Here is a 25691-nt window from a genome sequence, read left to right as displayed (position 1 = left end):
AAATAGACATTCAGGAGAAAAAAATGCGTTCTTTAACCTGGGTTTTTCTGGCTGCCGCACTGTGTTCATCCGAGGTATACGCGGGTGGCGTGGGGTTAGGTGCGACACGTATGGTCTACTCAGCTGATTCAAAACAGTCCACTCTTCAGGTCAGAAACACCCATGCAACAGCCTCATTTTTGATTCAGTCCTGGATGGAGAATGCCAGCGGTGAGCGCACGCAGGATTTTGTTATTACGCCCCCGCTTTATGTTTTAAAACCGTCAACCGAAAGCGTAGTGAAGATTATCTTTAATGGTAAATCTCTGCCACAGGATCGTGAATCCCTGTACTGGATGACGGTAAAAGCGATTCCACAGCAAACGAAAAATAGTGCAGGTAACTCTCTGCAGTTCGCCTCTGCAAATCGTATTAAGGTATTTTATCGCCCCGCTTCACTTTCCGATAATGCTAACGAAGGCTGGAAAAAAATTAGCGGTGAATACACTTCGGGCAAAGTCGTGCTGAACAATCCAACGCCCTGGTTCATTACCACAATCAATCTCAAAGTTGATGGTAAGACGGTTAAGCCTGTAATGTTGCCACCAAAATCAACTATCACACTGGCGGAGAAATTCAGCCAGGCCACATCGCTGACCTTTCAGACCATCAATGATTATGGTGCATGGACACCTGTCACCCGCGCCCCGTTGAACCGTAAATAAACTCTTTGAGGGATGATCGCGTGAAAATGAAAATCGTTTGTGCGGTGGTGGCTTTCCATGCCATGCGGTATACCGCAGCCGCGGAAAGCGATTTGCACTTTAACCCCGCCTTCCTTAATGGCGAGAGCGCGTCAATGGCTGATTTATCCTGGGTAAATACAGGCAGTGCCTTACCACCAGGCGAATATAATATTAACGTCTATATCAATAAGAACTATGCCTTCACTGGCAACGTCATTTTTGCTGTGGATAAATCAAATGGGCAGGATATAACCGCAGCGTGCCTGACGGCCAGTCAGTTTAATGCGCTCGGCGTTGACATGGCACAGGCACAGGGTGTCAGCCTGCCGCTGGTAAAGCAGTGCTATTTTCTCAACACGCTGTTTCCCGGCAGCAGCACGGATTATGAGCCGCGAACCCTCACGCTCAACATCACTTTACCGCAGAGCATGATGCGCAATCTGCCACGTGGCTACGTTAGTCCGGAAAGCTGGGAACATGGCATTCACGCCGGGTGGCTGAACTATGTTATTAACGGCTCAAATAACACCTACCGAGGGAATAATAAAACTCGCGAGCAGCAGCTGTTTGCCAGCCTGAACAGCGGCATAAACATTGGCGCATGGCGGCTGCGTGACTATACCACCTGGACTAAAGACACCAATGAGCTGAAGCATGTACAGACCTGGCTACAGCGCGATGTTCCGGCGCTGGGCGCACAGCTTTACGCTGGGGAAACGTACACGTCATCTCAGATATTTGATTCCATAGGTGTACGCGGGCTGGCGCTTAAAACTGATGACAATATGCTGCCTGCCAGCCTGAACGGTTACGCGCCCGAAGTCAGGGGGATTGCGCGCAGCAATGCTGTCGTCACCGTTCGGCAGAACGGCAATGTTATTTATCAAACCAGTGTGTCGCCCGGGCCATTTGTGCTTAGCGATCTCTATCCAACCTCTTCCGGTGGTGATCTGTCTGTCGCTATAAGGGAGAACGATGGCTACGAAACCCAGTTCAGCGTGCCTTTCGCCAGCGTTCCTAATCTGGTTCGAAGCGGCCAGGCTAAATATGCCCTTAATGCAGGAAAATTCCAGCCCGTTAATAATCAGAATGCACCCACTTTTGCCCAGGGTGAACTCTTTTATGGCTGGCGGTATGGACTCACTTTTTATGGTGGCGCTCAGCTTTCCGAGCGTTATCGCGGAGTTGCAGCAGGCATCGGTCAGAACCTGGGCCGTTTTGGTGCCTATTCGCTGGATATTACCCATGCCCAGAGCCAGCTTGCGGATGACAAACATTACACAGGTGATTCCATTCGCCTGCGCTACAGCAAACTGCTCAATGACATCGGAACGCGCGTGAATTTCTACTCGCTACGCTACTCCACACAAGGGTTCTATAACCTCAGTGATACGGCTTATAAAAGGATGAGTGGCGGCAAGCCGGAACAAATAGTAGAAGCAGATGGAACTGTGACTACCCGCTATGAAAATCTCTATGACCTCCGGATGTCACGCAAAGCCAGAAACCAGCTGCAGCTCACGCAGCCGATGGACAAATATGGCTCACTGTCACTGTCCTGGGATCAGCAAACCTACTGGCATACTTCGAAAACGACTCAGGGAATCCAGTTTGCCTGGAATACGACATTGCGATCGGCCTCGCTGGGGGTGAGCTTCCAGCGCAGTACCAGTCTGTATGATGACAGTAAAGATAACATTCTGGCGTTATCGCTCTCGATACCCTTCGGCAATCCTAAAAATTCGACACGGGCACGTTTCTCCACCACTCAGGGGAAATCAGCAGGAACGACCTACAGCGGTGGCGTCAGTGGTTATGTACCTGGACAGGATGAGCTTTATTACAGCGTCAATCAGCGCTACAGCGCCCGGCAAGCGTATGGCGGCGATACTGCACTGCAATACAAAAATCAGCGGGGCCAGTACAACCTGGGTTACAGCTACGGGCGTGATGCTCGCAATCTCAGCTACGGCATAAGCGGTGGTGCTGTTTTACACGAAGATGGTCTGACGCTGAGCCAGCCTCTGGGCAATACCAATATTCTGATCAAAGCACCGGGAGCCAGCGAGGTTGCGGTTCTGAATCATAGAAGTATTAAAACCGACAGCCGGGGTTATGCGGTCATTCCTTACGCTACGCCTTATCGCATTAACCGGGTAGGACTGGACACCACGACCACGGGTAATGATGTTGAACCCGATAACGCCATCATCAGCAAAACGCCTACCGACGGCGCACTGGTGCGAGCCACCATTGCCACTCAGCAGGGTGCAAAAGCGATGATTGTCTTACGTCAGAACGGCACGGTATTGCCTTTTGGTACCGTCGTCGCACTGGAAGACAGCGAGGTTAGCAGCATTGTGGGTGATGGCGGCAGCGTCTATTTATCGGGCCTGCCAATGAAAGGCACACTTAACGCGGTCTGGGGCAAAGATAACATGGCACGCTGTTCTGTTCGCTTCCAGCTCAATAAGCAGGATTTCAATGCCCGCACGGGCCTCTATACACAGGAGGGAGTATGTCAGTAACAAAGCGTCTGGTATGCATCGTCCTTTTTTTCGCCGGTTCGTTACCGGTGCGCGGCTACGATGTGCTGGTTTCGGTAACGGGAAATCTGATCGCTAACACGTGTGTAGTGGCCGCCGACTCGCTGGAGAAAAATGTACCGCTTGGTGATATCGGCACCAGACAGCTAAGTAAAGCAGGTGCGGTAAGCAACATTAAAACTCCGTTCACACTCACACTGGAAGCGTGCGGCCCCACCTTTTCGGGCGTGAAGATCCGCTTCAGTGGCACGCCGGATGAGATCGATCCGCGACTGATTAAAGTGGCTGAGGGCGGAGCAACAGGCGTGGCAGTGCAAATTCTCGATCAGGAGGGCGCGCTTGTCCCACTTGATACCCAGACGACCGCCTATGGCGTAGCCGGTAACGACAGCGTACAGATGAATTTTTATGCCCGGTTAACCGCTACAGGCCCTGAGGTTACCGCTGGCGGCGTTTCAGCCATCGCCACCTGGACTACGGAGTATCAATGATGCGTATTTTACTGTTGCTTGCCTGCTTTCTCACCTCTGCCAGCGCGCTGGCTCTGGAGTGGCGATCAGACATCACGCTCTCGCCCCTGCCAATGGAATATTCCGGGCCAGCGGATTCGGTAATGCCCGGAGATATTATTGGTTCGACCTGGAGCGCGACAGCTGACGTCTCGGAAGTGTTCTGGTGCGGACTGATATGGACTTGCTCAAAGGGCACGCTGGAACCCTCTCCCTCAGCAATATCCAGCGGCATGACGGTTACCGTTGATGGAGTAAATTACACCATTTTTGAAACGGGTATACCCGGCGTGGGTTACATCCTGGGTCTCAAAGATTTTAATGGGTCGGAATATGTTCCATTACAAACTGGCATCACTCAGAGCTATCCAGCCTCCGGTACATCAGGTTATGCCCAGAACCTGGGCTGGTCAGCAAAAGTAACATTTATTAAAACGGGAACAGCACTGAAGTCGGGCACCTATACAACGCCCACAATCACTGCTGCCATTCTGACGGCCTACAATAATGAAACCAAAACAGCGCAGGTCATCATCAACCCCACCACCATCACGGTGGTCGCCAGCGGCTGTACGGTCAATACGAAAAGTGCGAATGTCGATCTGGGCACGCTGGATATCCGCACACTTTCAACCGTGGGTAGCACCTCACCTTCGGGCACGTTCAACGTCACCCTCACCTGTGATCAGAACATCGCGGTGAATGCGGTTATGACCGACCAGACAACCCCATCAAATAGTTCATCGGTTGTGACACTAACGGGCGACTCTACCGCTTCGGGCGTAGGCGTACAGTTCTTCTACAACGGTATCGGTCCTCTGAGCATGGGCCCGGACAGCACGGCTGATGGTACACTCAACCAGTTCTTTATCCAGACAACCTCATCAGCAAACCAGGTATTGTCACTGCCTTTCCAGGCGCAGTATATTCGTACGGGCGAACTGGTGCCCGGAACAGCTAATGCACTGGCGAGTATTACTTTTTCCTATCAGTAACCGAACCGCCTCGTGAGCAGATCGAGCGGCCAGAGCTGACTTCCTGAACCAGAGCCAGCCGGTTTATATCCCGGTCATGATAAATAGCGCTTCTATGGGTAGAGCAAGCGTGCCCCCTGACCCACGAAAAAGGCTCAATTCAGCAGATCACCCACTCTGCACCCGCATCCGCTGATTTTACGCACTGCGCCACCCAGCGCACGCCCGCTAATCCGGCATGCACATCGGGATACCAGAAATCCTCCAGGAAAGCGGTGTCACGGCGATCGGTGGCATCCATCGCCTGCGCAAAGCGGCGATAGAGATTCGACCAGGCTTCGAATAACCCTTCCGGGTGCCCGCCGCCAATACGATCCTCTTCCAGCGCGCGCGGGTTAAGGTAGCCCATGCCGCGCTCCAGAATGCGAACCGGCTCACCCTGCACCTCGTAACGCAACTGGTTTGGCTGCTCATCCCACCACTCCAGACTGGCTTTCGATCCGACCACGCGAATTTTCTGCCCATGCATGGAACCTGCATTCACCGCCGAGGCCCAGAGCGTACCCACCGCGCCGTTGTCATACTCCATCATCACAAAGGCGTTATCCTCCAGCGGCGCACGCGAGGCGACAAAACTCTGGCGCGAACAGAGCAGACGCGTCACCTTCAGCTGGGGCAACATCGTTTCGGCGATAAACAGCGGATGCGTCGCCAGATCGCCTAACACGTAACTCGGGCCGACAAAGCGCGGATCCACCCGCCAGCGAGTGCTTTCACTCTGCAACTCCACCGCCTCATTATGAAAGCCGTGAGCAAACTGCATATTTACAATGCGGATCTCACCCAATATGCCTTCAGCGATCATCTCTCTGGCCTGATGAATCAGCTGATGCCCGGCATAGCCGTAGGTTACGCCCACAATCTTCTGCTTCTCCCGGCTAAGCTGCTCCAGCTCATCGGCCTCTTCGACCGTAAAACAGAGCGGCTTCTCGCACACCACATGCAGCCCGGCATTCAGCGCTGCGCGACAAATGGCGAAATGGGTATTGTTTGGCGTGGCGATCGACACCGCTTCAATGCCATCTTCGCGCGCCGCTTCTCCGGCGAACAGGCTGGCGTAGTCGGGATAGCAGCGTTCAGGTGCCACACCCAGCGCCTGACCAAACTCGCGGCCGCGCGCCGCGTCGATATCAAACGCCCCCGCCAGCAATGCAAAATTGCCGTCACGTTGCGCCGCCGAACGATGGATATAGCCAATCTGGCTGGTGCCGCCGCCGCCGATCATGCCCCAGCGTAGCGAGCGGTTAACTGCTTTTTTACCGTTAATCATGCTGTTGTCCTCAGAATCCTGTTGATCGGAGATAGTCCAGGCTGGCTTTCACATCCTGCAGGCTGGTGTCGGCATGACGCGGATCGCGCTCCTGTTCGATGGTGATCCAGCCCTGATAATGACGTTCAGTCAGCAGGCTGCGCACCGCCGGATAGTCGATTGCGCCCTGCCCCAGCGGACACATCACCCCCTGCGCACAGGCAGTGAAAAAGTCGAGTCCCTGCGAGAGGGCATCACGCCAGACCGGCTGATTAACGTCTTTAAAATGGAGATAGTCGATACGGTCCCAGTACTGCTCCAGCGAAGCGACCGGGTCCATGCCGGCGTAATAGAGATGACCAGTGTCCAGGCACAAACCGGCGACCTGATGCGGAATATCACTGACCAGCTGTGCCAGCTCATCGGCAAACTCAATGCAGCCGCCCGCATGCGGATGGATTACCGGCCGCACGCCATACTCCTGCCAGGCGATCTCACTCAGAATGGTGATGTGCTGCATCATGCGCTGCCAGTCGTCAGCGGAAAGCCGTGGCGCTTTTTCAGACTGACCGGCATATTTCGCCCGCTCCGGATTACCGAAATCAATGATCACCAGATAAGGCGCGCTGGCACCGGGCGTTTTAGTCGCAACAGGTACGCTGGACAGCGTGCGACACAGATTGTGGGTCAGCGTCACCAGCGCCGGAAAATGCGCCTCACTGACCAAATCATCGAAGATCGTGCCTGCCACCAGCGAAAGCTGATGCGCATTAAGCTGCCGGGTCAGTTCAGCGGCATCGGTTGGCAGATAGCCCCAGGGGCCGAGTTCAATACTGGGATAGCCGACCTGCGCGGCTTCGGTCAGGACTTTCTGCCACGGCGGCAGAAAGGGATTAGCGGGATCATCCACGCCCCAGCTACAGGGGGCATTTGCAATATGAAAGGTCATGATATCTGCCTGTGCAGTGAAAACTGCTGGCAGTATCAAATAAAAATTTCACCTCAGACAACTATGAAAGTTTCATTTTTTGATAGAGATCGCGTTTAAAAATCCCATTAAATGATAGATTACTATCAAATACTGACTAACCTGTTCTTTCTACAGGTTTTCACGCGTTACGATCTCAAACGGTACGGTCACCTGTGCAAAATGGTCAGGCTGATCCATCCGGCTGCTGAGACAGGTAGCGATCACCGCCTCCGCCATCGCATCAATACGGTGCCGCACCATCAGCGTGATGGTGCCATCAATCAGCGCCAGTTCATCGCCAGGCAGCGGGCCGTGGCACAGCAAATCAATCTGCGTGCGACCGCTCTCACGCAGCGCCTGTATCACGCCCTCTATGCCGCCACAGGGCGCATAAATCATGACCAGATCATCGTGGGCTTCCAGCAGTTGCCGGGTCGCCTGATAGCCTCCTTCACCCGACTCATGCGTTTTTAACGGTTCCAGTACCCGTTGACTGATGCCCGACTCGCGCAGATAGGAGCGGAAACTGATTTCGCTGCTCTCCTGGCAGGTGAAACGGTGGTCGCCCAGCAGCACACCGACACATCCCGGCTGATGCAGGAGATGCTGTGCCATCCAGGCCGCAGTGCGTCCTGCTTTCTGATTATCGATGCCAATAAATCCGGCATGGTCACAGGGCGAAAAATCGGAGAACAGTGCGTAAACCCGCACACCCAGCCGTGAAACATCCTGGATTGCGTGACGGATCAGCGGGTGATCCAGCGCCACCAGAGCAATCACATCGCTGCGCTGTGCCAGCTGACGCAAGGAATGCGCGACGGCTTCAACCTCGTGGATATCATGCCAGCAGAATTCAGGTTCGCTGCCCTGTGGCTGCTGCGCCCTGAGCTGCTGTTTCAGCGCCTCGCCCAGCTGCTGATAAAACGAGTAGCGGGCAGGCAGCAGGATAAAGCTCACGCGGAGTGCGGCTGCAGCCAGTGGCGCGGTGGTCTGGCTGTGTGCCTGGGTCAGGCGATAGCCCAGTTCACGGGCCGCAGCCAGCACCTTCTGCTCGGTCACACTGCGTACCGGCGCACGGCGGTTCAGCACCCTGTCTACCGTCGCCACACCCACGCCCGCCGCCTGCGCAATGGCCGTCATCGTCACTTTTGACATCACCCTTCTCCTGCTTTTCCTGTTCCCGTTAACTGACGGCTACGTCTTTATGTTCTGTTGTTTAAAACAGCACTACTTTATCGCGACAGGGTATCGCGACAGGGCCATTTCCTCTCATTTATTTGATAGAAAATCAGAGCTAATTTTGATCTTCCTCTCAAAATGAAACATCCATTTCTTTCTGTGTTCTCTTTAAAACGTCTATTTGCTAAAACGGGTAAAAATCCCGCGTCGATCCGGTTGATGGGATCACATCATCAAAAGGTTAGAGCGGTGACGGTGAGCTTTTTATAGTGGAGACCTGAGCACCCCCAGCCTGCACGTAAAAAAGGAAAAGTAATGTTCCCATCAACGCTTCCGGCTCCACGCATAACCGATTCCCGTCAGGTTCCGCAACTGCGCTGGGGCATTATCGGGCCAGGCTGGATCGCCGACCATTTTGCTCATGCGCTGCGCCAGCATACTCACCAGCAGATCACCGCGGTGGCTGCGCGCGACCCGGCAAAAGCACGGACCTTTGCTGACAAATGGTCAATCGGCCATGCCACAGGCGACCTCAATGCGATGCTGGCGCGGGATGATGTGGATGCGGTCTATATCGCGACACCCCACAATCACCATTTTCCCGATGGCCTGCGCGCGATTGCCGCCGGAAAGCATCTGCTGATCGAAAAACCGCTGGCGATGAATGCGCAGCAGGCGGCTCAGCTTAAACAGGCTGCGGCTGCCGCCAATCGGCTCTGTATGGAGGCGATGTGGTGCAACTTTGCGCCGAAGTATGACGTCATTCGTCAGCTGCTGGCGGATGGCGTACTCGGTGACGTCCACACCCTGATTGCCGATCACGGTGAGTTTTTCACTCCGGATCACCGCATCTTCAATGCCGATCTGGCGGGCGGTCCGATGCTCGATCTCGGCAGTTATCTGGTGGCGCTTAGCGTGTTTGCTGGCGGCGGTGCGCCTGACACGATCGTCGCCCGTGGTCAGCTCATCCCGGATGGCCGCGTCAACGGTCAGACGTCGATGCTGTTTACCCATCAGCACGGCATGCAGTCGGTGCTGAATACTACCCTGTTCAGCAACACGCCCGGCTGCGCGGTGATTGCCGGTCGCGACGCTACGCTGGAGCTGGCAGGCCAGTTCTATGCACCCGGTAATTTCACGCTTACTTCCAGCGATCGGCGTCATCGCCTGCAGTGGCAGGAACCCACTAACCGCTATGAACAACTCTGTCATGAAATTAACCACTTCGCCTGGTGCGTCGGCCAGAACCTGATCGATTCACCTGTCCATTCGCTTGACCAGGCGATCATCACCCTGGCCGCAATGGACAACGTCAGGCAGCAGATCGGCGTGACCTTCAACGAAGAACAGCAACCTTAATGTGCCCGGAGCAGAAAGATGAAAATCGCTTTTGATGTGGATGTGATTAAAGACTTAGGCATCACCCGAATGGTTCATCAGGTGGCCGACTGGGGCTACAAATATATCGAACAGTCGCCGCATCCGCAGATCAACCCGTTTTATAAACATCCCAAAGCCAGCCGTGAGATCATCACCGAGTATAAGAATGCATTGAGCGCCACCGGGCTGGAAATCTCTTCTTTTATCGTGGTCTATCGCTGGTCCGGCCCGGATGAGTTGCGTCGTCAGGCGGCGGTAAAGAACTGGAAGCGGATGATTGAGATTGCGGTTGAGATGGGTGTGCAGGTCATTAACACCGAACTCTCCGGCACGCCTAACGAGCCGGAAATCTGTGAAGAGATGTTCTATCGCTCCATGGAAGAGCTGTTGCCGATTATCGAACGTGAAGGTATCCGCGTCGAAATTCAGGCGCATCCGTGGGATTTCTGCGAAGAAAACAATGAAACGGTGGATATCGTGAAGTCGTTCCGTAGCGATAACGTGAAGTATATCTACAGCGCGCCGCACACCTTCTTCTATGACAAAGGCAAAGGCGATGTGAAACCGATGCTGGAGTATGCGGGTGACGATCTGTCGCACATGCTGATCGCCGACACCATGAACCATACGAAGCACTGTCGCTACATCGTCAACCCGCCAGGGGTGGATGCCACCATTCACCAGCATGTCGGCGTTGGCGAAGGTGAAGTCGACTTCGATACCCTGTTTAAAACCCTGCGCGACACCGGCTTTGCTACCCGCACGCATAAAGTGGGCGGTGAACCGATTATCGCAGCGTCACTGTTTGGCTACCCGGAAAAGATGAAGGTGCAGGCGATTGAAACCCGCGAACTGATTGAACGCGAACTGCTGTAAACCTGCCTGCCGTGCAGCCGTTGCTGGCTGCACGGTTATGTCCGCGCAGGACAAACATCGCCCCGTCTGACACACTTGTAAGCACTTTTCCGCTAAGCCGCTCCCCGCCTGACCTCGGCCCGTCGCAGTATGGCCTCGCGCAGCCAGCAGAGTTAAACCGCCTTCGCAGCACCTGCTACACTCCAGACCAATACCACACCATAAGGCGAACTTTCATTATGTCGGAAAATGCATATCAGCCCGCAAAAGTCTGGACCTGGGACCCTGAAGCCAAAGGTAACGGCGCTAAAACTAATCGTCCGTTCGCTGGTCCCACCCATGAGAAAGCGTTGCCGGTCGGCAAACACCCTCTGCAGCTCTATTCGCTCGGCACGCCTAACGGCCAGAAAGTCACCATCCTGCTGGAAGAGCTGCTGGCGCTTAACGTCAAAGATGCCGAGTATGATGCCTGGCTGATCCGTATCGGCGACGGCGACCAGTTCTCGAGTGGTTTTGTCGACGTGAACCCGAACTCAAAAATCCCGGCGCTGAGCGACCACTCGGCAACACCGCCGATTCGGGTATTTGAATCAGGCAATATCCTGCTCTATCTGGCGGAAAAATATGGTTACTTCCTGCCGAAAGATATCGCTGGCCGCACTGAAACGCTGAACTGGCTGTTCTGGCTGCAGGGCTCAGCGCCTTACCTTGGTGGTGGTTTCGGCCATTTCTATCACTACGCGCCAGAAAAAATTGAGTACGCCATTAACCGCTTCACGCTGGAAGCGAAGCGTCAGTTTGACGTGCTGGATCGCCAGCTGGCTGATAACCGCTATCTGGCCGGTGATGACTACACTATCGCCGACATCGCCACCTGGCCGTGGTACGGCAACATGGTGCTCAACGATCAGTATGGCGCAGCCGAATTCCTGGATGTGCAGTCCTATAAAAACGTGGTGCGCTGGGCGAAAGAGATCGCACAGCGTCCTGCCGTCATCCGTGGCCGCAAGGTTAACCGCGTTATGGGTGACCCGGCCGACCAGCTGCATGAGCGTCATGATGCAGCCGATTTTGACATTAACACTGAAGATAAACGCCAGGCGTAAAGGAGCCCACAATGAGCGCATATGTAATCTTTATTCGCGACAAAATTACTAATCCTGAGGAATTCGCTATTTACGGCGAGAAAGCGGGCAAAGCGCGCGGCGACCATCCCATTACGCCGCTGGCGTTTTATGGACAGCTTGAGACGCTGGAAGGACCGGAAGCTGACGGCGTTGTCGTGCTGGAGTTTCCGACGGCTGAAGCAGCGCACGGCTGGTATGACAGCCCGGAATATCAGGAAGCGAAACAGCACCGCCTGAAAGGTGCGGAATACCGCGTGGTGCTGGTTCAGGGTGTGGATAAGTAACTAAACAGGCGGCAGCAATGCCGCCTTTTTTATTGCAGCGTAATACGCGCCACGCCATCCAGCCTCTGACTGCTGTGATCGCTATTAAAGCCCTGCTTCAATGTCACGAACAGCGTCTGCCCATCCGGTGACACCAGCAGGCTGTTCGGGTGACTATCAAATGACCAGCTGTTTTTCACTTCATAGGTCGTGCCATCCAGTTGCAGCACCTTCTTCGAGTCGCGCTGGCTGATATAAATCTCATTGCGCTTGCCATTAAACTTAATCCCCATCGAATCAGCCGGATCCAGACGCTGAATCAGCTTGCCGCTGCGCTCATCAAACACCAGAGTGTTTTTCGCCTTAGAATTATCCGTGACAAACAGGCGGCCCGTCGCCGGATCCTCTGCCATGTTCAGGAACTGAGTGTTCTGCCCGTCACCGGCTGTCAGACGCTGTTCGATCCTGTGATTACGTGGATTGATCACCAGGATTTCGCCGCTGCCGTTCGCCGCGTAAATCCGGTCGCTGACCGGCGAGAAGATAATGCCTGTGACCCACTTCCCGGCATTTTTAATCCGGGTTTTCAGGGTCAGCGTTTTGGCATCGACCACCCAGATCACACCCGGATCGCCTGTGCCGCCGACATAGAGAAGCCCGTCATGCAGAAAGATTTCACGCGTGCCAACAGGTAACCCTTTCTCGTTTTTGTCGTCAAACATCAGGCGCTTCAGCACCTTTCCGTTCCCCGGATCAATCTTCGAGATACCGCCGTCCAGTGAGTTGGTGGCGTAGAGTGCGCTGCCGTCCGGCTCGCTAATCAGCCCAAAGTTTTTCAGGTCGAAATGCCCCGCCGCGGTGCTCTGCAGCGTGGTGCCATCAAGACGGTAGATCATCCCGCCGCTGATATCCTTACCTTCCGGCGCACTGGCGACATAGAGCGCGTTTTTCGCGGGCAGATAAGCCATCTCATACAAACCTTCACCCAGCTCGCGCTCAATCAGGTTATCGGGGCTGGAGGGCTGCATCACTACGGCGCCGCCATCGACTTTTTTCACCGCGGTCTGGCATGCCGTCAGGCTGAAGGTGATGACCACCGCCAGTGCGAGTGCCGTTTTACGCGGGCTGAACAACGCTTTCATGCTTAACTCCCCTATCGACCTGCTCTCCCGGCTGGCCGCAATGCAGAGGGCAGGCAGGGAAGAAAATGAATGAGAATCATACGCAGCAGAAAAAAGGCTGTAAACGCAGCGGCAGCCTGAAGCCACCGAATCAGCTTAATACGGTATGTTAATTGTCCACAGGTGCTTTTTCACGCACGCCAGTCAGTCAGTCAGTCAGTCAGTCAGTCAGTCAGTCAGTCAGTCAGTCAGTCAGTCAGTCAGTATAAAAACATGATTAATCAACCGATTGCAGATTGCTCTGCAGAAACGCCACAAACGCGATGATGCGTGCCGGCAGCTGGCGCTGCGCCTGCCAGACCGCAAAAATATCGCCATCAGGTGCCTGCCAGTCGGGTAAAACATGCAGTAACTCGCCTGTTGCCAGGCTGTGCTGCGCGTCCCACCAGGAACGCAGCAGAATGCCATGCCCATCCATCGCCAGCCGCATCGCCACTTCACCATCGTTGGTGATCAGGCTGCCGCGCACTTTCTGGCTGATGCTCTGTTCGCCGCTGGTCAGCCGCCACAGGGTAAAATCGCTGTCGTGCTGGCGCAGCAGAATACAGTTGTGCTGCGCCAGATCGCGCACCGTAACGGGCAGGCCGTGGCGGGCAGCATAGGTGGGTGAGCAGCAGAGGATGCGTGGATTCGTGCGCAGTTTACGCGCCACCAGCCGTGAGTCCGGCGGTTCGCCGACGCGGATATCAATGTCCATGTGCGCATCCAGAAAATTAAGCGGCTGGCTGCTGAGCTGCAGTGAGAGTGAGAGTTCCTGATGCAGCGCAGCAAAGGCAGAGACACAGGGCGCAATATGGCGACGGCCAAAACCAAATGAGGCGTTGATGTTAAGCGTGCCACGCAACTGAGCCGTTTCACCGCTGACCGCCTCTTCCAGCGCCACCAGCTGATCCAGCAACGGACGCGCGCCCGCCAGATAACGGCGGCCTTCCGGCGTCAGCTCCAGCCGTCGCGTGGTGCGGCGCAGCAGTTGCACACCAAGCCGCTGCTCCAGCTGGCTCAGACGTTTGCTTACCGCCGCCAGCGACAGTCCCAGTTCGCGCGCCGCCGCAGTCAGACTATCCAGTGCGGCCAGGCGAACAAAAAAGGCTAAGTCATCGGTGGAGGTGCGGGATTCTCTACTTTGATTCAACAATGGATTGCCTTTCAGGCTCATTATTTCCCCGGAATCGACAGTTATACTGCGTACACAATTCGAACATCAACCGGAAAGGTGCCCTGTGACTGACAAAATCCACCATATTGCCGTGATCCCTGGCGACGGCATCGGCAAAGAAGTGATGCCGGAAGGCGTCCGCGTAATGAATGCGGCCGCAGAGAAATTTAACATCCCGCTGCGCTGGGAGTGGTTCGATTACGCCAGCGCCGACTACTGGCAGCAGCATGGCAAGATGCTGCCTGACAACTGGTTCCCGCAGCTGAAAGCCTTTGATGCGATCTATTTTGGCGCGGTGGGCTGGCCCGATGTGGTGCCCGACCACGTTTCGCTGTGGGGTTCTCTGCTGCAGTTCCGCCGGGAGTTCGATCAATACGTTAATCTGCGCCCGGTACGACTGATGCCAGGCGTCAAAGCGCCGCTGGCGAATCGTCAGCCCGGCGATATCGACTTTTATGTGGTACGCGAAAACACCGAGGGTGAATACTCCAGCGTTGGCGGCACCATGTTCCCCGGCACCGACCGTGAAGTGGTGATTCAGGAGACGGTGATGACGCGCACCGGCGTCGATCGCATCCTGAAGTTTGCGTATCAGCTGGCGCAGAGCCGGCCGAAGAAACACCTGACCTCCGCCACCAAATCAAACGGCATCGCCATCACCATGCCTTACTGGGATAGCCGCGTCGAAGCGATGTCCGGCCAGTTCCCCGAGGTTCGCGTCGACAAATATCACATCGATATTCTCACCGCCAACTTCGTGCTGCACCCGGACTGGTTTGATGTGGTGGTCGCCAGCAACCTGTTTGGCGATATCCTCTCCGACCTCGGCCCGGCCTGTACCGGCACCATCGGCATTGCGCCGTCCGCCAATATCAACCCGGAAGGCCTGTTCCCCAGCCTGTTCGAGCCGGTTCACGGTTCTGCGCCCGACATCGCTGGCAAAGGCATCGCCAATCCCATCGGGCAGATCTGGTGCGGGGCGATGATGCTGGAACATCTCGGCTACAAAGCGGCGGGTGATGCGGTGTTAGATGCGATTGAACGCACGCTGGCGGCGGGACAGCATCTGACGCGCGATCTCGGCGGCAGCGCCAGCACCGGACAGCTCGGTGCAGCCATCGCCGCCGCGCTGTAAATCAATCCGGCAACTGCACCACACACTCAGGGTGCCAGCCTGGCGGTAGCGGCTCCGGACGTGTTATCACCAGGCTGTGCAGTTGCAGGTTCTCCACCCCGCGCGCAAACAAGCCCGGCAGCCCGCCGGGATAGCGCTCGACGCCAAAGGCTTCGCCGGTTTTCGGGTCAAGTCTGTAGGCGTTATCCAGCCCCATGCCGGTCGGCGAGTCCGGATTACAGGGCGGCCGCACGTCAAAGTGTCCCTGTGTCATCGGCGACACGCTCTGCCGCATCTGCAGCTGGCTGATCACCACATCACGTATCCAGCCGGGTTCAGCCGCATGCAGGTTAATCGCCCCTTCTGCCACCCCCGTCAGATTACTGAACTGCACCTGCTCCACAATGCCAGGCGTGATGGCGGGATCGCGGCGGCGCACCGAAATATGCAGCGGATCGGCTTTACCCCAGTGACAGGGCGGCGCGTGGTGACAGGCGAAGGTCAGGTTGCTGAACAGCAGACGCCGCATCGCGCCGCCGTCACGCGACAGAATGCCGATGCCGCGGTTGGAATCAAAAATGGTGCAGCCGGTTACCGTGACATCTTCGACGTCATCCCAGGTTTCGGTGCCGATCTTAAAGGCGCAGCTGTAGCTGCGCAGCAGGCAGTTGGTGATCATAATCTGCCGCGCCGGACGCCGCAGCGCGGCCGGTTTATGGGTGGTTTTAATGCAGATGGCATCATCAGCGGCGCTGAGGTAGCTGTTGCTGACAAACACGGCTTCGCAGCTGTCGATATCCAGCGCATCGGTATTCGGCATGGTCATCGCATTGTCGATGGTGAGGTGGTCGATATGCACATGGCGACAGCTCACCAGATGCACTGTCCACATCGGTGCCTGCACAATGGTAAAAGCGGTGAGCGTCACCTGCTCGCAATCCTCAAACACAATAATGCGTGGCCGGTCGGCACGCGGCAGACGATAGCCCTGCTCATCCCGCTCAGCGGCAAACCAGGCTTCACCCTCGCCATCGATGCGACCGGTGCCGCTGATGATGATATTGCGCTGGCCCAGCGCATAGAGCAGCACGTTGTGGGACTTTTCCGCGCAGCTCAGCGCCTGCACCGCCTGGTAGTCGGCCAGCCGCGGACTGGCGATCAGCACCGCACCTGCTTCAAGGTGCAGTTCAAAATCAGAGGGCAGATTCAGGCAGCCGCTGCGATAACGTCCGGCAGGCAGCGTCAGACGGCCACCGCCTGCCGCCGCAATCTGATCCATCGCGCGTTGCAACACGGCCGTGTCCGGGGTTTCGCCATCGGCGACAGGGTGAAAATCAGCAAGGGAAAGGTGCATCATGCGTCTCCCGCAGGGTTGAGGAGGAGGAATTGCAGCACGACACGGCGCGGCAAACCTTTGTCTGGCCGCCAGTGCGCCGTTTCGTGCGGGACATCACAAATTACTTAACGGCCCCTTCGGTGACGCCGCTGATAAACTTGCGCTGGAAAATCAGGAACACCACGATCAGCGGCATAATCACAATCATCGCGCCCGCCATCAGCACCGGAATGTCGATGGTGTTTTTGTTCTGGAAAAACATCATGCCAATCGGCAGCGTGCGCAGCTCATCCTTGTTAACCAGAATCAGCGGGATCAGGAACTCATTCCAGGTCCAGATAAACAGCAGCAGCCCCAGCGTTGACAGAGTCGGCCAGATAGCGGGCACCAGAATGCCCCACAGAATTTTGACGCGTGACGCGCCATCCATCACCGCCGCTTCTACCAGCTCTTTCGGCACCTGCTGAAACGCGCTGGCGATCATCAATGTGGTAAAGGGCAGCGACAGGGCGATTTGCGGCAGGATCAGCGCCAGGTAGGTGTTGGTCAGCCCCATCCAGCGCAGCTCGTGATAGAGCGGAATAATAAAGGCTTCACTCGGCAGCACCATCCCCAGCGCCAGCATCGCCCCAATGACTTTTTTACCGGGGATTTTCAGCCAGGCGAAACCGAACCCGGCCAGAATGCCGAGCAGCACGCTGAACAGCACCACCGGGATCACCACCAGCACCGAGTTGAGGAAGTAGACGTTGAAGTGTCCCTGCTGCCATGCGGTCAGATAGTTTTTAAAATTCAGCGAGGCGGGCAGCGTGAAGACGCCCTGAAACAGCTCCATCTGGGTTTTAAACGAGGTCATCAGCGCCATCAGAAACGGCAGAATCGTCATCAGCGCCACGATCCAGATCAGCGCGCGTGAAATCACCGGCGTGCTTCGCATCAGTAACGCTCCTTTAAAGCCAGATGGATCAGATAGTTAATCCCTAAAACAATGATCATACTGAACACCGCCACCGATGAGGCGTAGCCAAAGTAGTGCAGGTCAAAACCCTGCTTATACATAAAGATGTTGGTGACCATGGTGGAGGTGCCCGGCCCGCCCTGGGTCATCACATAGACCAGGTCAAAGGCTTTCAGGCTGGCGATCACCGTCAGCAGCAGGGCAATCCGCAGCTCAGGCCGCAGGCCAGGCAGCGTGATGCGCATAAACTTCTGGCGACGCGATGAGCCATCCAGGTCGGCGGCTTCCAGCAGTGAAGGGTCCATGCGCTGCAGGCCCGCCATAAATAGCACCAGACAGAAGCCAAAGAAGTACCAGGTGGCGACCAGCCCCACGGCGGGCAGCGCCCAGGTAAAATCACCCAGCCAGGAGAGCGCCAGCTGTGGCAGGCCGACCGCGCGTAATATCTGGTCGATTGGGCCAAACGCCGGGTTATAGAGCCAGCGCCACACCACGCCCAGTACCGCCATCGGCATAATGTAGGGCAGGAAAAAGAGAATGCGCAGCACGCTGCGTTCGCTGTTGTTGCGCGTGTCATAGAGAAAGCTGCAGAGCAGCAGGCCGACACCAATCGGCAACAGGGTATAGAACAGCATCAGGATGGCGTTATTGCCCAGCGCAATCCAGAACACCGGATCGCTGAACATCCGCAGATAGTTGCTGATGCCGCTAAACACCGGCAGCGAGGTGCCGTCCCATTCGGTAAAACTGATGCCCAGCGAGGCCAGCAGCGGGAACAGCAGAAACACCGCATAGACCAGCACCGCAGGCAGAACATAGAGAAAATTACGCCAGCTGCTTAAATTCAACATAACCCTACTCGTGGTTCAGAACGATGCTCAGGCCCGGCTGTGCGCCGGGCCTCCGGCTTAATGCTTCAGAGTTTTCAGGTAACGCTGATAGTTGTTATCAAAATTCACCACCATCTGATCGGCAGTCTGACGACCCGCCAGCAGCAGCTGGACATTCTGATTCAGCTCGGCATTCATGGTCGGCGTGGCCCAGTCTACATAGTGACCTAAACCGTCATAGTCGTTGAGCGTCAGCCAGACCTGATACGCCTCTGCCAGCAGCGGATTATCCGCCGGCATTTTGGCCGCCTTGTTGGTGCTGGCCGGCAGGAAGCCCACTTTCAGCCAGCGGTTCGCCATGGCATCCGAGACCATATAGTTGATGAACTTCGCCGCCCCATCCTGCTGATCTTTGCCTTTAGCGGTGCTGGTAATCGAGAACGCCAGATCGGTTCCGCCTACCATCAGCGGCTGCTTCACGCCGTCACCGGCAGGCATCGCAGCAAAGTGAATATCCTTGTTGTCTTTAAACTGGCCGAGATACCAGGTGCCGCTGACCAGGAACGCCGCCTGGCCGTTCTGGAACAGTGTCGCCGCATCGTCGTGACCAATGCCCTGGAAACCCGGGAAGAAGTACCCTTTGTCGGTCCAGCTCTTCATCATCGTGGCAGCATTGACCAGCTTGCTGTCTTTGAAGGTGCCGCCCACATCGTAAATCAGATTATCCAGCGTCTTGCGGTCGTGGCTCTCAATCTGCGCCTGCCACAGGGTGCTGAGCAGCTGCTGGCCCATGTTGCCATCCAGCAGGCCCAGCATCATCGGTGCGGTGCCCTGCTGTTTCAGCTTCGCCATGGCACTTTCCAGTTCGGCCAGGGTTTTTGGCACCGCGATGCCCGCTTTATCCAGCAGCGCTTTGTTGTAATAGAGGCCGACCATTTCGCCCAGGCTGGCGACGCCGTAAAGCTTGCCGCTGCCGAACTCGCCACTGTCTGACCAGCGGTTACGTTTCAGAATCGAGTCCGGGAAGCGGATCGTCCAGCCATAGCTGGCGGCGTAGCTGTCGAGCGGCAGCAGCAGCTTATCTTTGACCAGCGAACCCATATCACCGCCGCCCTGATTGACCTGCGCGATCTGCGGGCCATCACCGGCGGTCAGTGCCAGCTTCAGCGGAATACGGGTATCTTCAAAGGAGTGAACCGAGCGGTTAATCACGATGCCGGGATTCTGCTGTGAGAACTCTTTAATCCCTTCATCCACCGCAGCAGTCTGCTCCGGGTAATTGTAGATATCCCACTCATTCAGAGTAACGGCGGCGTGAGCGGCATGAGAAACGCTGCCCGCCAGCAGGCCCGCTGCCAGCAGCCGACCCACATTGCGAATTCGGAACGAACGAACGGAGGAAACAGACATTATGCTCACCTTCTTCAGACCAGGATCGGCATCCTTTCATCTCACCGCCTGACATCCTGCAGGCTGCAGCCGCACACAAACGCACTCACTCATACTTACTTTAATGGAAAAATAAAGTCAAACAGCCTGCATTGGGAATTGCAACGCTGTGAGCACGCGCAAATAAACAACGATATGACGCGTAATTCAGCACGCCACGCTGGCTTTTACGTCATTAACCGTGGCGGCACGTCGCCAGCCGCTTTTTCTTCAGCAGGAGATACCAGCCTGATAATCGCAAAATAACGTCCTGATAAAACATATGAAAATCCTATCACGCTCACACTTTTCTCTTTTGATCGGCCGTGAATCTGCCGCCAGTCGCCCTGTTCCGGGCGTGTTGGCGATCACAGTTGTGCATCCTGACGCCGTTAAACGTTGCCGAACCGCCCATGTTAGTGCGATAAGGTAATTATTCTATCTTGAAAACTAAGTCCACTTTCATTAACGTAACTTTCACCTGCGGATCTGTTCAATCCCTGACCGGTTCCCTCACTCACGAGAATTCACCATGGCGAATCAAGGTGTCATTCGTCCGGCCACGCCGGCGGACTACCCGGCGCTCTACCGCATCTGCCTGGAAACAGCCGATGCAGGCGGCGATGCCCGCGCGCTCTACTCCGATCCTGACTATCCCGGCCAGCGTTTTGCCGTCCCCTATGCGCGCTTCGCGCCAGACTTTGCTTTTGTGCTGGAGCGGGACAATGAGGTGCAGGGATATGTGGTGGCAACACCGGATACCCGCGCGTTCGAAGCACAGCTTGAGGCCGAATGGTGGCCACAGCTGCAGGAAAAATATCGCGACCGCAGCCCCAGCGCCCCGCTCGACAGCAAGGTGCTCGACGCGATCCGCCATCCCGACCAGGCCGCAGAAACGCTGGTGACACAGTGGCCCGCGCATCTGCATATCAACCTGCTGCCGGCAGCGCAGAAAGGCGGCTGGGGTCGCCGGATGATTGAGCATGAACTGGCGGCGCTGCGGGCGGCGGGCGTCAGTGGTGTCCATCTTGGCGTAAGCCTGCAGAATGAGCAGGTCTGCGCCTTCTATGCGCGCATGGGTTTTACCCCCATCCTGCGCAGCAATGCCATCTACATGGGCCAGTTACTCTGAGTGAGGTAGCCGATGACCAGCCTGCGCTTGCAGAATGTGAAGAAGTCGTATGAACACGTTAATGTCATTCATGGCATCGATCTGACGATCAACAGCGGCGAATTTGTGGTGTTTGTCGGGCCATCTGGCTGCGGTAAATCGACGCTGCTGCGGATGATCGCCGGGCTGGAGGAGATCAGCAGCGGACAGTTGCTGATTGAGGAGCAGGACATGACGCAGCAGCCCGCCACCGAGCGCGGCATCGCGATGGTGTTTCAGTCCTATGCGCTCTACCCCAACATGACGGTGCGCGGCAATCTGGCCTATCCGCTGGAGGTGATGAAAAAGTCCAAAGCGGAGATCAACGAGGCGATCACTCAGACGGCAGCCCGTCTGCATCTCACCGAACTGCTCGATCGCCTGCCGCGCGCGCTCTCGGGCGGACAACGGCAGCGCGTGGCAATTGGCCGGGCGATTATCCGTCATCCGCGTATCTTCCTGTTCGATGAGCCGCTCTCTAACCTTGATGCAGAGCTGCGTCTACAGATGCGGATTGAGATCGCCCGGCTGCACGCCTCACTCGGTAACACGATGATTTATGTGACCCACGATCAGCTGGAGGCGATGACGCTGGCTGACCGCATTGTGGTGCTGCGTCAGGGCCGCATTGAGCAGGTCGGCGCGCCGCTGACGCTCTATCACGACCCGGATAATCTGTTTGTCGCCGGTTTTATCGGCTCACCAAAAATGAATTTTCTGCGGGCGGAGATCAGTGCCACCAGCGAGGGTGAAGTGCAATTGCGGGTGCCGGAACTGAAGATTGAGGGGCTGGTGCTGAAGATTGCCGCCGACTGCCGCGAGGGGCAAACCGTGACGCTGGGCATTCGTCCTGAGCACTTCCAGCCTGCCGCGCAGACACCGGAGGCACAGCGCTTTCATGGCGAGCTGGCCTATGGCGAGATGCTGGGCCACACCAACTATCTCTACCTGGATATCGGGCGCGAGCAGATGCTGGTGGTGGAAGAGCGCGAGGCAACTACGCGCGATCTGGGTACGCAGGTTGAACTGGGCTTTTCTGCCGCACACTGCCTGCTGTTTGATGAGCAGGGAATGCGCCTGCGCTAAGGCAAACGCGGAAATAAAAAACGGGCGCCGAAGCGCCCGTTTTTTATTTGAGAGCTCAATCAGGTGACCGGCTCTTCGTCGGCCTGCGCCGCCAGCAGATCCAGCAGCCGGTTGACGGCAAAACCCGCCGCGCCCAGCGCCCACATCCGGTTCGATTCCGTCAGGAACTGCAGCGGCGTCATGTGCGGTGTCAGTTTAAGCCGGTAAGCCTGGAAGCTCTGGGTGATGTGATCGAGCAGAATACGTGACGCCATATGCGGCTCCATCGCCAGATAAACCACATCCGGGTCGTAGGCCACCGACAGGTTCGCCAGCGAAATTCCCAGCTCGCGCCCGGCTTCCTGCAGTACCGCCAGAACCTCAGGCGTGGGTCGCTGATCCAGCGCCTGCAACGTGAGGCCTTCTACCGGTTCCTGCTCAGCCAACTGCTGCAGAATGGCGCGCGATGAGGCGACATCCTCCAGCAGACGCAGCGAGCCGTCGCCCACCAGCCCGTTGCCGATCTCGCCTGCCTTGCCGTGACGACCGCGGTAGAGCTGACGATTCAGGATGATGCCCGCCCCGATCCCTTTGCCGTAGGTCGCGATCACCGCCGACTGGGCGTTGCCGAGCTGACCAAACACCAGCGCAGCCATTGCCATGGCGTTGGCGTCGTTCTCGATAAACACCGGCAGCGAGAAGCGTTCTTCCAGCAGGCGTGCAATCGGGACGTTATCCCAGTCGAGCACTTTGGAGCGGATGCAGTAGCCATTTTCGGCATCGACCAGGCCCGACAGCGCCAGGCCTATCGCCCCAACCCGTTTCTCCTCCACGCCGCGCAGGAACTTCGCCAGCGCATCGCCAAGCTGACGTGGTGTCAGCGTACCTTTCGGCATCTGCTGTTCGCCCAGCAGATTGCCGCTGAGATCGGTCATGACGATCAGGTTACGTTCCGCATTGAGCTGAATGCCAATCACGCTGGCGCGATCGGGATTGAGGCCCAGCAGGGTTTTTGGTCGCCCCATCGACACGCGACGCAGCCCCAGCTCCTGTACAATCTCCTGCGCCAGCAGCCGATTAGTGGCCTGCGACACGGTCGACATGCTCAGTCCGCTGCGGACTTTCAGGTCTGACTGGCTGATCGGCGCATTTTCAACAATCAACCGCAGAATACGCGCGGTTACGTTGGGAGCGGTCATAAATTCCTCGGGTTATCTGGCTGAGAAGGCTCAGCCAGTTTCAGATCGGTAATCGGACAGAGGTCAGCTGCTGCGCCAGTATCAGCGCCCCGCTCAGGGCATCGCCCTGTGGCGTCACGAGCCGGGCCTGGATATCGTCGTCCAGCCAGCGCTGAATTGGCGTGGCCAGGCCACCCATCAGCGCCACCCGTCCGCTGCTCAGCGCAATCAGACGGCGCACCATCAGGCCGATATCGGCGGCGGTCTGATGCAGCAGATCCTGTGCGTGGCTGTCGCCCGCATCGGCGGATGCGAAAATCTGTGGCACCACGCGCGCCCAGTCGGCAGGCGTCGCTGAGCGCGTCCAGAGCAGCATCGTTTCCGGGCTGTCACCGAACTGTGCCATCAGCTGCCGGGAAAAGGCGGTCGGCGTAATAATGAACTCATGGGCCAGCAGCGCCAGACGCAGCGCACGGCGGCCCAGCTCCGCGCCCGATCCCTGATCGGACAGGGCAAAGCCCCAGCCGCCAAGCAGCGTAAAGCGTTCGCCATCCCAGGCCGCGCCCTGACTGCCGGTGCCGATGATAAAGACGGCGCCAGGAGCGCCAGCATGCGCGCCCGCACAGGCGATTTCCACATCACTGACCACCTGTAACGCCGCGCAGGCAGGCTGCCAGCTGGCGAGCCGCGCCTGCACCGAAGCGACATTGGCACCCGCTAATCCGGCCACCAGCGCGGTCTGCGCCAGCGCCTCCGACGCTAATCCCGCCAGTGACAATACCCGGTCAATCAGCTGTCCGACGCAGGTCAGCGCCGCGTCATAGTCTGACCAGACGTTGGCAGGCCCGCCGGTGGCTTCCGCCAGCACGCGGCCCTGCAGGTCGGTTAACCGCGCGCGACACTGTGTACCGCCGCCATCAATGCCAAGAAGATAGTGTGGTTGCACGCGCTTCCTTCCCGATTTTGGGTTATAGCCATAATGAGCGAACGATAGGATAAAAAAACTTAAATCGCAATAACAAATAAATATGGCAAAAATATATCGACACTTTTTGTTTATTTTACATTGAGATAACAAAAGGTACGCCGCAAAGCGCGCAGCGCGTTATTGACATTAGTTTTTCCATCGTAATAAGTTGGTGGTCAGATTATCAACAGGCGCGCCCGATCGCAGGCGGGCTATGCATTATCCGATTTCAGGAGCAGGGGTTTAACATGAAAGTAGGCATTATTGGTCTCGGCTTTCGTCTGTCCCACGTGATCAAAGAGTTCAGCAAAGCCGATGACGCCTTCTCGGTAGTGGGTTATTACGATCCGGCCCCCGCCGGACTGCCTAATCTGCACAGCTTTGGTATCGCGCCCGGCCAGGCCTTTGCATCCATTGACGCGCTGCTGGAACACGGCGGCATGGATGTGGTGCTGGTTGGCTCCCCCAACTTCCTGCATCTGGAGCATGTAGGTCAGGCGCTGGCGGCGGGCTACACCGTATTTACCGAAAAGCCGGTAGTGATCAATGAAGAGCAGACCATGGAGATGGCGAAGCTGGTGCGCCAGTATGGCGAGGCACGCATTCTGGTTGGCCTGGTGCTGCGCTACTCCCCGCTCTATCACGATCTGCTGGCGGCACGCGATGCCGGGCAATTAGGTGAAATCACCTCGATTGAGGCGACAGAACATATCAAGCCTTATCACGGTGCCTTTTTCCAGCGCGACTGGCGACGTCTGGAGAAGTATGCCGGTCCTTACATTCTGGAAAAGTGCTGCCATGACATCGATCTCTATCAGGGCCTGTTGCAGGAGCGTCCGATCCGCGTCGCCAGCTTTGGTGGCCGCAAATCCTTTACCCCTGCTCATGCGCCGCAGGGGGCGATCACCGCTGAATCAGCGCTCTATCACGAAAAGCCCAGCGGCTGGTCAAGCACCGATGCGGTCTTCGACAGCGACGCCGATATTGTTGATTACCAGACCGCCCTGATTGAGTACGAAGGCGGCGCGACGCTCGCCTTCCACGCCAACCTGAACGTACCGGATGAGTTCCGCCGTTTCTGCGTCATGGGCACGGACGGCATGGCGGAAGGCGACTTCGTGCGAAACTACTTCCGCGTTCACAACGCGCGCAGCGGTGAGAAAGAGGTCGACACCGCTTACAGCGGCAATGCTTATGATGGTCACTACGGTGCAGATGCCCTGATGGCAGAAGAGATCGTTAAACATATTAAACAGGGAACACCGCTGAAAGTTTCAGTTGTGGACGCGCTGGAAGCGGGCCTCACCGCCATAAAAATCGATGAGGCGCGCAAAACCCGCAGCGTAGTGGACATGCGTGAAAGCTGGCTAACATTTGACGCCAACCTGGGAAAAACCGGGGCCTGATGGTCCCAGCCTGCGGGTCAGACTCCCCCTCTGACTCCGGGTTTTGAATGGCAGTATGACTGGTAACTTCCTCTACTGGCCTTCG

The 25691-nt window shown here is 56.7% G+C and carries 23 protein-coding genes; 12 read left to right on the top strand and 11 right to left on the bottom strand.

The window, feature by feature from the left end:
* Positions 1-23: 23 nt before the first annotated feature.
* Genes AC6I8E_RS01715 through AC6I8E_RS01700 form a run of 4 tightly spaced genes read left to right on the top strand, consistent with a single transcriptional unit; the run spans position 24 to position 4775 of the window.
* Entirely contained in the window at positions 24-704 is a 681-nt protein-coding gene (locus AC6I8E_RS01715; protein WP_497824355.1) for a fimbrial biogenesis chaperone, read from the top strand.
* A 20-nt stretch (positions 705-724) separates the two neighbouring features.
* On the top strand, positions 725-3253 hold the full coding sequence (locus AC6I8E_RS01710; RefSeq protein WP_497824354.1) for a fimbria/pilus outer membrane usher protein: 2529 nt from the start codon (positions 725-727) through the stop codon (positions 3251-3253).
* Entirely contained in the window at positions 3244-3762 is a 519-nt protein-coding gene (locus AC6I8E_RS01705) for a fimbrial protein (RefSeq protein WP_013359856.1), read from the top strand. Before AC6I8E_RS01710 ends, AC6I8E_RS01705 begins: the two co-directional genes overlap by 10 nt.
* Complete coding sequence (locus tag AC6I8E_RS01700) at positions 3759-4775, top strand: fimbrial protein (protein ID WP_497824353.1); 1017 nt, start codon at positions 3759-3761, stop codon at positions 4773-4775. Before AC6I8E_RS01705 ends, AC6I8E_RS01700 begins: the two co-directional genes overlap by 4 nt.
* A 139-nt stretch (positions 4776-4914) precedes the next feature.
* On the opposite strand, the gene AC6I8E_RS01695 is transcribed toward AC6I8E_RS01700, so the two are convergent.
* The 3 genes from AC6I8E_RS01695 to AC6I8E_RS01685 form a co-directional block, all read right to left on the bottom strand.
* Positions 4915-6084, bottom strand: coding sequence for a Gfo/Idh/MocA family protein (locus AC6I8E_RS01695; protein WP_497824352.1), 1170 nt, complete (start codon positions 6082-6084; stop codon positions 4915-4917).
* 10 nt (positions 6085-6094) lie between these two features.
* On the bottom strand, positions 6095-7012 hold the full coding sequence (locus AC6I8E_RS01690; protein ID WP_497824351.1) for a TIM barrel protein: 918 nt from the start codon (positions 7010-7012) through the stop codon (positions 6095-6097).
* Positions 7013-7162: 150 nt separating this feature from the next.
* Positions 7163-8188: a LacI family DNA-binding transcriptional regulator gene (locus tag AC6I8E_RS01685; RefSeq protein WP_201252001.1), complete on the bottom strand. Its 1026-nt coding sequence runs from the start codon at positions 8186-8188 to the stop codon at positions 7163-7165.
* A gap of 339 nt (positions 8189-8527) precedes the next feature.
* On the opposite strand from AC6I8E_RS01685, the gene AC6I8E_RS01680 reads away from it, so the two are divergent.
* From AC6I8E_RS01680 to AC6I8E_RS01665, 4 genes are all read left to right on the top strand, one after another.
* The gene (locus AC6I8E_RS01680) at positions 8528-9571 is read left to right on the top strand and encodes a Gfo/Idh/MocA family protein (protein WP_497824350.1); all 1044 of its coding nucleotides are present in this window, start codon (positions 8528-8530) and stop codon (positions 9569-9571) included.
* An 18-nt stretch (positions 9572-9589) separates the two neighbouring features.
* Positions 9590-10468: a sugar phosphate isomerase/epimerase family protein gene (locus tag AC6I8E_RS01675; RefSeq protein ID WP_003855643.1), complete on the top strand. Its 879-nt coding sequence runs from the start codon at positions 9590-9592 to the stop codon at positions 10466-10468.
* 218 nt (positions 10469-10686) lie between these two features.
* On the top strand, positions 10687-11553 hold the full coding sequence (yghU, locus tag AC6I8E_RS01670; RefSeq protein ID WP_013359849.1) for a glutathione-dependent disulfide-bond oxidoreductase: 867 nt from the start codon (positions 10687-10689) through the stop codon (positions 11551-11553).
* A gap of 11 nt (positions 11554-11564) precedes the next feature.
* Positions 11565-11858 carry a DUF1330 domain-containing protein gene (locus tag AC6I8E_RS01665; RefSeq protein WP_095706338.1) on the top strand — a complete coding sequence of 98 codons (294 nt, stop codon included), beginning with the start codon at positions 11565-11567 and terminating at the stop codon, positions 11856-11858.
* A 29-nt stretch (positions 11859-11887) separates the two neighbouring features.
* Here AC6I8E_RS01665 and AC6I8E_RS01660 read toward each other — a convergent pair whose 3' ends face one another.
* Positions 11888-12979: a YncE family protein gene (locus AC6I8E_RS01660; RefSeq protein ID WP_497824349.1), complete on the bottom strand. Its 1092-nt coding sequence runs from the start codon at positions 12977-12979 to the stop codon at positions 11888-11890.
* A gap of 256 nt (positions 12980-13235) precedes the next feature.
* On the bottom strand, positions 13236-14174 hold the full coding sequence (locus tag AC6I8E_RS01655) for a LysR family transcriptional regulator (RefSeq protein ID WP_095706340.1): 939 nt from the start codon (positions 14172-14174) through the stop codon (positions 13236-13238).
* A 64-nt stretch (positions 14175-14238) separates the two neighbouring features.
* On the opposite strand from AC6I8E_RS01655, the gene AC6I8E_RS01650 reads away from it, so the two are divergent.
* Complete coding sequence (locus AC6I8E_RS01650; RefSeq protein WP_201252004.1) at positions 14239-15309, top strand: tartrate dehydrogenase; 1071 nt, start codon at positions 14239-14241, stop codon at positions 15307-15309.
* 1 nt (position 15310) lies between these two features.
* Here the strand turns inward: AC6I8E_RS01650 and AC6I8E_RS01645 are convergent, their stop codons facing one another.
* The 4 genes from AC6I8E_RS01645 to AC6I8E_RS01630 form a co-directional block, all read right to left on the bottom strand.
* Positions 15311-16642, bottom strand: a complete 1332-nt coding sequence (locus tag AC6I8E_RS01645; protein ID WP_497824680.1) for a glycoside hydrolase family 28 protein — start codon at positions 16640-16642, stop codon at positions 15311-15313.
* Between the two features lie 103 nt (positions 16643-16745).
* Positions 16746-17561 (bottom strand): carbohydrate ABC transporter permease, encoded by an 816-nt coding sequence (locus AC6I8E_RS01640; RefSeq protein WP_010252038.1) that lies wholly within the window; start codon positions 17559-17561, stop codon positions 16746-16748.
* Complete coding sequence (locus tag AC6I8E_RS01635) at positions 17561-18433, bottom strand: carbohydrate ABC transporter permease (RefSeq protein WP_266307321.1); 873 nt, start codon at positions 18431-18433, stop codon at positions 17561-17563. The genes AC6I8E_RS01640 and AC6I8E_RS01635 overlap by 1 nt, the downstream gene beginning before the upstream one ends.
* A gap of 57 nt (positions 18434-18490) precedes the next feature.
* Positions 18491-19822 carry an extracellular solute-binding protein gene (locus AC6I8E_RS01630; protein ID WP_497824348.1) on the bottom strand — a complete coding sequence of 444 codons (1332 nt, stop codon included), beginning with the start codon at positions 19820-19822 and terminating at the stop codon, positions 18491-18493.
* A 550-nt stretch (positions 19823-20372) separates the two neighbouring features.
* Between AC6I8E_RS01630 and AC6I8E_RS01625 the strand changes: the two genes are divergently transcribed.
* Together AC6I8E_RS01625 and AC6I8E_RS01620 are read left to right on the top strand one after the other, a co-directional pair.
* Positions 20373-20972: a GNAT family N-acetyltransferase gene (locus AC6I8E_RS01625; RefSeq protein ID WP_013359839.1), complete on the top strand. Its 600-nt coding sequence runs from the start codon at positions 20373-20375 to the stop codon at positions 20970-20972.
* Positions 20973-20984: 12 nt separating this feature from the next.
* The gene (locus tag AC6I8E_RS01620; RefSeq protein WP_095706342.1) at positions 20985-22076 is read left to right on the top strand and encodes an ABC transporter ATP-binding protein; all 1092 of its coding nucleotides are present in this window, start codon (positions 20985-20987) and stop codon (positions 22074-22076) included.
* 59 nt (positions 22077-22135) lie between these two features.
* On the opposite strand, the gene AC6I8E_RS01615 is transcribed toward AC6I8E_RS01620, so the two are convergent.
* Positions 22136-23254: an ROK family transcriptional regulator gene (locus AC6I8E_RS01615; RefSeq protein WP_013359837.1), complete on the bottom strand. Its 1119-nt coding sequence runs from the start codon at positions 23252-23254 to the stop codon at positions 22136-22138.
* Between the two features lie 40 nt (positions 23255-23294).
* Positions 23295-24179: a glucosamine kinase nucleotide-binding domain-containing protein gene (locus AC6I8E_RS01610; protein WP_201252006.1), complete on the bottom strand. Its 885-nt coding sequence runs from the start codon at positions 24177-24179 to the stop codon at positions 23295-23297.
* A gap of 269 nt (positions 24180-24448) precedes the next feature.
* Here AC6I8E_RS01610 and AC6I8E_RS01605 point away from each other — a divergent pair, with 269 nt between their 5' ends.
* Positions 24449-25606, top strand: coding sequence for a Gfo/Idh/MocA family protein (locus tag AC6I8E_RS01605; protein ID WP_013359835.1), 1158 nt, complete (start codon positions 24449-24451; stop codon positions 25604-25606).
* Positions 25607-25691 lie beyond the last annotated feature (85 nt).

The sequence above is a fragment of the Pantoea sp. X-Soil-YNGN-785 genome, assembly GCF_059730585.1.
This window is presented reverse-complemented; position numbering and strand designations above follow the sequence as displayed.